Consider the following 8,201-nt stretch of genomic DNA (forward strand, 5'->3'; position numbering starts at 1 on the left):
TTCTTTTTGAGAAAGATCATTGTCGGTTCAAGACGTTCCAATCTGGCACTTACACAGACAAACTGGTTTATCGATCAGTTGAAGGCGGCAGGTGCGCCGTTTGAATTCGAAGTCAAGGAAATCGTGACGAAGGGCGACAAGATCCTGGATGTCATGCTGTCGAAAGTCGGCGGCAAGGGACTGTTCGTCAAGGAGATCGAGCAGGCGCTCATCAATAAAGAGATCGACTTTGCGGTGCACTCCATGAAAGATATGCCTGCCGTGCTCCAGGAAGGCCTGACGATCGGCTGTGTGCCGGAGCGTGAAGATGCACGTGACGCCTACATCGCCAACGGCCATATCCGTCTGGAAGACCTGCCGGAAGGGGCGGTTGTCGGGACATCCAGTCTCCGCCGCAGCTCCCAGCTGCTTCTCATGCGTCCGGACCTTGAGATCAAATGGATCCGCGGGAATATCGAGACACGGCTCAGAAAACTCCGCGACGGGGAATACGATGCGATTATCCTGGCGACGGCGGGCCTGAACCGGATGGGATGGGATAAAGATCTCGTCACCCATTACCTGGAGCCTGAGCAGTGCATTCCGGCTGTCGGCCAGGGCGCACTCGGCATCGAATGCCGTTCTGATGATGAGGAGCTTCTCCGTGAGCTCGCGAAACTTACCGAGCCGACGACTCATCAGGCTGTTACGGCTGAGCGCACGTTCCTTTCCGAGATGGACGGAAGCTGCCAGGTGCCGATCGGCGGCCACGCGGTTGTCGACGGCGGACAGATCCGCCTCACAGGCTTTGTTGCCTCGCCTGATGCGAACGATGTGTTCCGCGCGACTGTCATGGATGCCGACCCGGTCAATGCCGGAAAGGAGGCGGCACGCATGCTGAAAGAGCAGGGTGCCGACGACGTCCTCCGGAAAGTGAAGGCGGACCTCGATGAGTGACAAGAATTCCCTTTCCGGGATGACGGTGATCTTCACCGGAACCCCAAAGGCGAAGGAAGCAGTCGCTTCCGTCCAGCTGCAGGGCGGCAATCCCGTCATCCTGCCGCTCATCAAGACCGTTGAAAAGATTGTAGCGACCGACTCGCTGAGGATGCAAACCTGCGTCTCCTATGAGTGGCTGATCTTCACGAGTGCCAATGCGGTCCGGTTTTTTGGAAACAAAATGGAGCAAGTCGGCCTTACCCCGCAAGACATACCCGTGAAGATTGCGGCTGTCGGAAGCGAGACGGCAAAGGCGCTTGAAGACATCGGATTCCTTGCGGATTTCATTCCATCCACATTCAGTGCGGATCATTTCGTGGAAGAATTCCCGGCAGTCTCCGATGAAGAGGAGCGCTGCCTGTTCCTGAAAGGCGATCTTGCGAAAGATACAATCAAGGAAGGGCTTGCGAATGAAGTCGATGAATGGACCGTCTATGAGACGGTGAACGATGAAGAAGGTATAGATGGTTTGAAGGACCTGCTCAAAAAGGGCGGGGAAATCGCCGTGCTGTTTGCAAGCCCATCCGCCGTCCGGGTGTTCGGAGAGCAGATTGCCCCGTTGACCGGATGGACCGGATTTACAATCGGTGCAATCGGACATGTGACCGAGCAGGCGCTGGCAGAAGCAGGCGCAGAAGTCCACGTCAAACCCGAACGGTACACACTGCTCGACCTCGTCCGGGAATTAGGCAACCGAAAGGAAGGAATGTCATGAACACACTTCAGTTTGCACGTCATCGCCGCCTCCGCAACTCTGCCGCGATGCGCTCGATGGTTCGCGAAACCGTCCTGAACAAGGAAGATCTGATCTACCCGATTTTCGTGGCGGAAGGAAAAGGCATCCGCACGGAAGTCAGTTCGATGCCGGGGGTGTTCAACCTGTCGCTTGATCACCTGGGTGAGGAAGTGGACGAGGTCGTATCGCTCGGCATTCCGGCCGTCCTCCTGTTCGGCGTTCCCGAGCACAAAGACGCGGAAGGAACGGAAGCCTACCATGACCACGGCATTGTCCAGGAGGCGACACGCTTTATCAAGGAGCGTCATCCTGACCTGCTCGTCGTGGCGGACACTTGCCTGTGCGAGTATACCGATCACGGCCACTGCGGCCTGATCGAGGAAGGCCGCATCCTGAACGATCCGTCGCTCGATCTGCTCGCCCGCACGGCTGTCAGCCAGGCCAAAGCGGGAGCGGATATCATCGCGCCATCGAACATGATGGACGGCTTTGTCACTGTGATCCGCCAGGCATTGGATGAAGCAGGATTTGAAGATGTGCCGATCATGTCCTATGCGGTAAAGTATGCATCCGCCTACTACGGCCCGTTCCGTGAGGCAGCAGGAAGCACCCCGCAGTTCGGTGACCGGAAGACTTACCAGATGGATCCTGCCAACCGCCTTGAAGCGATCCGCGAAGCACAGTCGGACATCGAGGAAGGTGCGGACATGCTGATTGTAAAGCCAGCGCTTTCTTATATGGACGTCATGCGCGAAGTCAAGGACTTCTCGGGCATGCCGGTCGTCGCCTACAACGTAAGCGGCGAGTACTCGATGGTCAAGGCAGCCGCACAGAACGGCTGGGTCGACGAGGAAAAGATCGTCATGGAGACACTGACATCGATGAAGCGCGCGGGCGCCGACATGATCATCACGTACTTCGCGAAAGACGCGGTACGATACATGGAGGGGAACTGAATTGCCACGATCGTATGAGAACTCGAAAAAAGCCTTTTCCGAAGCCGTCAACCTGATGCCGGGCGGCGTCAACTCGCCTGTCCGGGCGTTCAAGGCGGTCGACATGGACCCGATCTTCATGGAGCGGGGCAAAGGCGCCGTCATTACCGACATCGACGGCAATGACTATATTGACTACGTCCTTTCCTGGGGACCGCTGATCCATGGCCATGCCGATGACGATGTTGTCGCGGCGATCCGTGAGCAGGCGGAAAAAGGATCGAGCTTCGGCGCGTCCACGCTTGCCGAAAATGAGCTTGCAAAAATCGTGATCGACCGTGTACCGTCCATCGAGATGGTCCGCATGGTGTCGTCCGGCACGGAAGCGACGATGAGTGCGCTCCGCGTCGCACGCGGCGTGACCGGCCGTGACAAGATCCTGAAGTTCGAAGGCTGCTATCACGGACACGGCGACTCGCTGCTGATCAAGGCAGGCTCCGGCGTGGCGACACTCGGGCTGCCTGACAGCCCTGGAGTTCCTGCTTCGATCGCGGGCAACACGATTACCGTTGCCTACAATGACCTTGACGCTGTGCGCCAGGCATTCGAAAACTTCGGCGAGGACATCGCCGCGGTGATCGTCGAGCCTGTCGCGGGCAACATGGGCGTCGTGCCTCCGAATGAAGGCTTCCTGGAAGGCCTCCGAGAAGTGACCGAGCAGCATGGCTCGCTCCTGATCTTCGACGAAGTCATGACCGGCTTCCGTGTCGGCTACAACAGCGGCCAGGGACTGTTCGGCGTGACGCCTGACCTGACTTGCCTCGGCAAGGTCATCGGCGGTGGCCTTCCGGTCGGCGCATTCGGCGGCAAGCGTGAAATCATGGAGCAGGTCGCACCGGCCGGCCCGATCTACCAGGCCGGAACGCTCTCCGGAAACCCGCTCGCGATGGCGGCCGGAATTGCGACGTTGAAAAAGCTGACCCCTGAGTCGTACGATCACTTCAAGGCGCTCGGAGACCGTCTGGAAGCTGGCTTCCGCGAAGCGGCAGAGGCGAACAACATCCCTCACACCGTCAATCGCGCCGGCTCGATGATCGGCTACTTCCTCACGAACGAGAACGTGACCGACTTCGAAAGCGCCAAGACGTCCGACACGGAACTGTTCGGCAAGTATTACGCCCTGATGGCGGAAGAAGGCATCTACCTGCCGCCGTCCCAGTTCGAAGGCGTCTTCATCTCCACCGCCCACACAGAAGAGCACATCGACCGCACGGTGGAGGCATTCCACAAAGTGTTTGAGCAGCTGAATCGATAATTTGTTGTGTGAACCGTCCCTCAATGGGGCGGTTTTTATGTTGGAGCGGCTGGCGGGCTGCTTTTTCCGGGCAATCAGGTGCATTTATTTAAGGTAGCCGTTTCTTATTTAATGTTGCGGTTCCTTGTTTCAACTTCAGCCGCCGCTTCTTAATTCATTTCCAGACCGCATAGCCTAAAAATACATTCCCGGTCTCCGCCATATTGGAGCGTTCGGATGCATATATTGTTTTATGCGCGAACATACAGAGGAGGAGAGACAGATGGCGATGTCGGCATGGACGATGGAGCAGACGTTCCGTTTTCCGCAGGGATGCGGGGAGCCGGTACGCGCGGAATCGGTGAATGTGACGCCCCAGTACACGGACGAGCATACGGAAAATGCCTACCGGCTGACCGGTATTTATCACCTGACATGCATGGCGGTATTTGATGGGGAGGCAGACACTCCCAATCCGGAGGGCGCGACGATGATCGAAGAGATCGACATGGAAGGGGAGACCGGCTACTTCGAATATGCGGTCCCTCTCTATGTGGACCTTCCTTCAGAAACGGGCGAGGGCGCATCGATCAAGTCTCAGGATGTCCGGGCTCATGTGAACGAAGATGGTGCACTGTGCGTCACCTGGAAGGTCGACTGCCTGTACGGGGATAATATGGATGATGAATCGGATGAATCACCGGAAACCCCGAAGGCGGAAGTGCTTGAAGTACAGGACGAATCCTCGTCTTCCCCGGAAAGCAGCAGCCACCGTTCTCCGGGCATGGAAACCGAATCTTCCTCGGTACGTGCAGCGGCAGAGCCTGAGCCCCAGCCCGAGCGCAGGCAGCCGGTTGCCGCAGCGGTGAGCGCTGAAAAGCCGCAGGTCACCGCGGAAGAGACATTGCAAAATAGCCCGGATGAGGTCAGGGCATTCATCGCGGGCCTCGAGGATACGTATACCGTCTTTTCTTACCCATCATATAAGATCCTTGTGAAACGCGACGCAGAGTCCGATTAAGCAGATCAGCAGGAGGAAATCGCCCGTCGTCGGCACGAACAGCGTGCGGATCAGCTGGAAGCAGCAGATCGGGATGATGATTGCCTTGCAGTAAAAACGGATTTTCCGGAGGCAGGGCGGCAGCAGCCATGGGTTGTATTTCTTTTTCAAGGTGGAACACCTCCTTTCGTATTGACGGGCGGATGCCGGTTTTGTACAATGAACGAAATGGATAACGATGCAGTGAGCGGGATGAGTAGGAACGGATGTTGTCCGGAGAGAGGGAGCGGCTGGTGAGAGCTCCTGTCAGCGCCGTCCGAAGTCGCCCGTGAGCAGCCTCCGCGAACCGAGTAGCGGAGTGCCGGTCAGACGACCGTTATCGTTTCGAGCGCCGGCCGCTCTTGTTTTGCGTGCCGGAACTAAAGGTGGTACCGCGAAGTCAGCCCTTCGTCCTTTTTTGGACGGAGGGTTTTTTGATTTCCCGGAAACAAAGGAGGAAGAAGAGATGGAACAGAACGGACAGCAGGAAACGTCCCTGCCGACAAAGTACGATCCGCAGTCGATCGAGCGCGGCAGGTATGAATGGTGGGTCAACGGCAAATTCTTCGAGGCTCAGCCGGAAAGCGGCAAGGAGCCGTACACGATTGTCATTCCGCCGCCTAACGTCACGGGCAAGCTCCACCTCGGCCACGCCTGGGACACGACTCTCCAGGATATCCTGACGCGCATGAAGCGCATGCAGGGATACGATGCGCTTTGGCTTCCGGGGATGGACCATGCCGGCATCGCGACACAGGCGAAGGTCGAGGGCAAACTCCGCGAAGAAGGCAAGAGCCGCTACGACCTCGGCCGCGAGAAATTCCTGGAGGAGTCGTGGAAATGGAAAGAGGAGTATGCCGGCCATATCCGCGAACAATGGTCAAAGCTCGGCCTCGGCCTCGACTATTCCCGCGAGCGCTTCACACTCGACAAGGGGCTCTCGGAGGCGGTCCGTACCGTTTTCGTCAAGCTGTATGAAAAAGGCCTGATCTACCGCGGCGAATACATCATTAACTGGGACCCGCAGACAAAGACGGCCCTTTCGGACATCGAGGTCATCTACAAGGACGTACAGGGTGCCTTCTATCATATGCGCTACCCGCTCGCAGATGGCACGGGCTCGATCGAAATTGCGACGACGCGTCCCGAGACAATGCTCGGGGATACGGCGGTCGCTGTCCATCCGGATGACGAGCGCTACAAGCACCTGATCGGCAAAACGGTCAAGCTGCCGATCGTCGGCCGCGAGATTCCGATCGTCGCTGACGACTATGTCGAGATGGACTTCGGAAGCGGTGCGGTGAAGATCACGCCGGCCCACGACCCGAACGACTTCGAAATCGGCAACCGCCACAATCTGGAGCGCGTCCTCGTCATGAATGAAGACGGTTCGATGAACGAGCGCGCGGGCAAGTACCAGGGCATGGACCGCTTCCAGTGCCGCAAAGCGATCGTGAAGGACCTGCAGGAGATGGGTGTCCTCTTTGAAATCGAAGAGCACATGCACTCTGTCGGTCACTCCGAGCGGAGCGGAGCGGTAGTCGAGCCGTACCTGTCCACGCAATGGTTCGTCAAGATGGAGCCGCTTGCGAGGTCCGCGGTCGAGCTCCAGAAGGGCGAGGACAAAGTCAACTTCGTTCCGGAACGCTTCGAAAAGACGTACCTGAACTGGATGGAAAACATCCGCGACTGGTGCATCTCCCGCCAGCTCTGGTGGGGCCATCAGATCCCGGCCTGGTACCACAAGGAAACCGGTGCAATCCACGTCGGCATGGAAGCGCCGGCAGACGCGGAAAACTGGAAGCAGGACGAAGACGTCCTCGACACGTGGTTCTCATCAGCACTCTGGCCGTTCTCGACGCTGAACTGGCCGGATGAGGAAAACGAACTGTTCAAGCGCTACTATCCGACCGACGCACTCGTGACGGGCTATGACATCATCTTCTTCTGGGTATCCCGGATGATCTTCCAGGGCCTTGAATTCACCGGCGAGCGTCCGTTTGACGACGTGCTGATCCACGGGCTCGTGCGCGCCGAAGACGGCCGCAAGATGTCCAAGTCGCTCGGCAACGGTGTCGACCCGATGGACGTCATTGACAAGTACGGCGCGGACTCGCTCCGCTACTTCCTTGCGACGGGCTCGTCGCCTGGCCAGGACTTGCGCTTCTCGAACGAGAAAGTCGAATCCGTCTGGAACTTCGCGAACAAGATCTGGAACGCGTCCCGGTTTGCTTTGATGAACATGGATGGGCTGAAGTTCGAGGAGATCGACCTGTCGGGCGAAAAGTCCGCGGCGGATGCCTGGATTCTCACCCGACTGAACGAAACGATCGAGACGGTGACGAAGCTTGCAGACAAGTACGAGTTCGGTGAAGTCGGCCGCGCCCTGTATAACTTCATCTGGGACGACTTCTGCGACTGGTACATCGAGATGGCGAAACTGCCGCTGTACGGAGAAGATGAAGCGGCGAAAAAGACGACCCGCTCGATCCTTGCTTACGTACTCGACAACACGATGCGTCTTCTTCACCCGTTCATGCCGTTCATCACGGAAGAAATCTGGCAGAGCCTGCCGCACGAAGGCGAGTCCATCGTCACCGCCAAATGGCCGGTCGCCGATCCGTCGCTGTCCGATGAGCAGCGCGCGGGCGACATGAAGACGCTCATGGACGTCATCAAGGCGGTCCGCAACATCCGCGCCGAAGTGAACACGCCGATGAGCAAGAAAGTCGCACTCGCCATCCGCACGCATGACGACTTGACACAAGCCGCACTGGAAAACAACCGCGGGTACATCGAGCGCTTCTGCAACCCGGAGACCCTTGAAATCAGCCGCGACCTGGCTGCACCGGACAAATCCATGTCCGCCGTCGTCACCGGCGCCGAACTCTTCATGCCGCTTGAAGGCCTCATCAATATTGAGGAAGAGTTGGCACGGCTTGAGAAGGAACTGGGCAAATGGCAGGGCGAGCTGAAACGCGTGGAAGGCAAACTCTCGAACGAACGCTTCGTCTCCAAAGCTCCTGAAGCCGTAGTCGAAGAAGAACGCGCCAAGCAAAAGGATTACCAGGAGAAATACGACGCCGTGCAAAAACGCATCGCGGAACTGAAAGAGATCTGAATAGAAGTGAGAACCCCCGCCGTGATGGCGGGGGTTCAGACTGTAGACAAAACGTACCCAGATGAAATCTTTCTGGGTACGTTTTGTCATTCATGTGG

Annotated in this window: 7 protein-coding genes and 1 other annotated feature; of the genes, 6 read left to right on the top strand and 1 reads right to left on the bottom strand. The window is 57.7% G+C overall.

Features of this window, described 5'->3' with window-relative positions:
• Nucleotides 1-6: 6 nt before the first annotated feature.
• From hemC to DZC51_RS00395, 5 genes are all read left to right on the top strand, one after another.
• The gene (hemC, locus tag DZC51_RS00375) at nt 7-936 is read left to right on the top strand and encodes a hydroxymethylbilane synthase (RefSeq protein WP_157293375.1); all 930 of its coding nucleotides are present in this window, start codon (nt 7-9) and stop codon (nt 934-936) included.
• On the top strand, nt 929-1,693 hold the full coding sequence (locus DZC51_RS00380) for a uroporphyrinogen-III synthase (RefSeq protein WP_157293376.1): 765 nt from the start codon (nt 929-931) through the stop codon (nt 1,691-1,693). The genes hemC and DZC51_RS00380 overlap by 8 nt, the downstream gene beginning before the upstream one ends.
• Complete coding sequence (hemB, locus tag DZC51_RS00385; protein WP_157293377.1) at nt 1,690-2,670, top strand: porphobilinogen synthase; 981 nt, start codon at nt 1,690-1,692, stop codon at nt 2,668-2,670. Before DZC51_RS00380 ends, hemB begins: the two co-directional genes overlap by 4 nt.
• 1 nt (nt 2,671) lies before the next feature.
• Nucleotides 2,672-3,964: a glutamate-1-semialdehyde 2,1-aminomutase gene (gene hemL, locus DZC51_RS00390; protein WP_157293378.1), complete on the top strand. Its 1,293-nt coding sequence runs from the start codon at nt 2,672-2,674 to the stop codon at nt 3,962-3,964.
• A 262-nt stretch (nt 3,965-4,226) separates the two neighbouring features.
• Nucleotides 4,227-4,964: a hypothetical protein gene (locus DZC51_RS00395; protein WP_157293379.1), complete on the top strand. Its 738-nt coding sequence runs from the start codon at nt 4,227-4,229 to the stop codon at nt 4,962-4,964.
• Here DZC51_RS00395 and DZC51_RS00400 read toward each other — a convergent pair.
• Nucleotides 4,923-5,114 carry a hypothetical protein gene (locus tag DZC51_RS00400; RefSeq protein ID WP_157293380.1) on the bottom strand — a complete coding sequence of 64 codons (192 nt, stop codon included), beginning with the start codon at nt 5,112-5,114 and terminating at the stop codon, nt 4,923-4,925. The two genes, DZC51_RS00395 and DZC51_RS00400, sit on opposite strands and share 42 nt — an antisense overlap.
• A gap of 63 nt (nt 5,115-5,177) precedes the next feature.
• Nucleotides 5,178-5,401 (top strand) — a binding site (T-box leader).
• 47 nt (nt 5,402-5,448) lie between these two features.
• Between DZC51_RS00400 and DZC51_RS00405 the strand changes: the two genes are divergently transcribed.
• Complete coding sequence (locus DZC51_RS00405) at nt 5,449-8,103, top strand: valine--tRNA ligase (RefSeq protein ID WP_157293381.1); 2,655 nt, start codon at nt 5,449-5,451, stop codon at nt 8,101-8,103.
• Nucleotides 8,104-8,201: the final 98 nt, after the last annotated feature.

The organism is Bhargavaea sp. CC-171006 (assembly GCF_009761675.1).
Lineage (GTDB): Bacteria > Bacillota > Bacilli > Bacillales_A > Planococcaceae > Bhargavaea > Bhargavaea changchunensis.

What these genes read in the sequence shown, in the direction of transcription:
- DZC51_RS00380 (WP_157293376.1), top strand. Translation starts at nt 929, where the DNA reads ATGAGTGACAAGAATTCCCTTTCCGGGATGACGGTGATCTTCACCGGA.
- DZC51_RS00395 (WP_157293379.1), top strand. Translation starts at nt 4,227, where the DNA reads ATGGCGATGTCGGCATGGACGATGGAGCAGACGTTCCGTTTTCCGCAG.
- hemB (WP_157293377.1), top strand. Translation starts at nt 1,690, where the DNA reads ATGAACACACTTCAGTTTGCACGTCATCGCCGCCTCCGCAACTCTGCC.
- DZC51_RS00405 (WP_157293381.1), top strand. Translation starts at nt 5,449, where the DNA reads ATGGAACAGAACGGACAGCAGGAAACGTCCCTGCCGACAAAGTACGAT.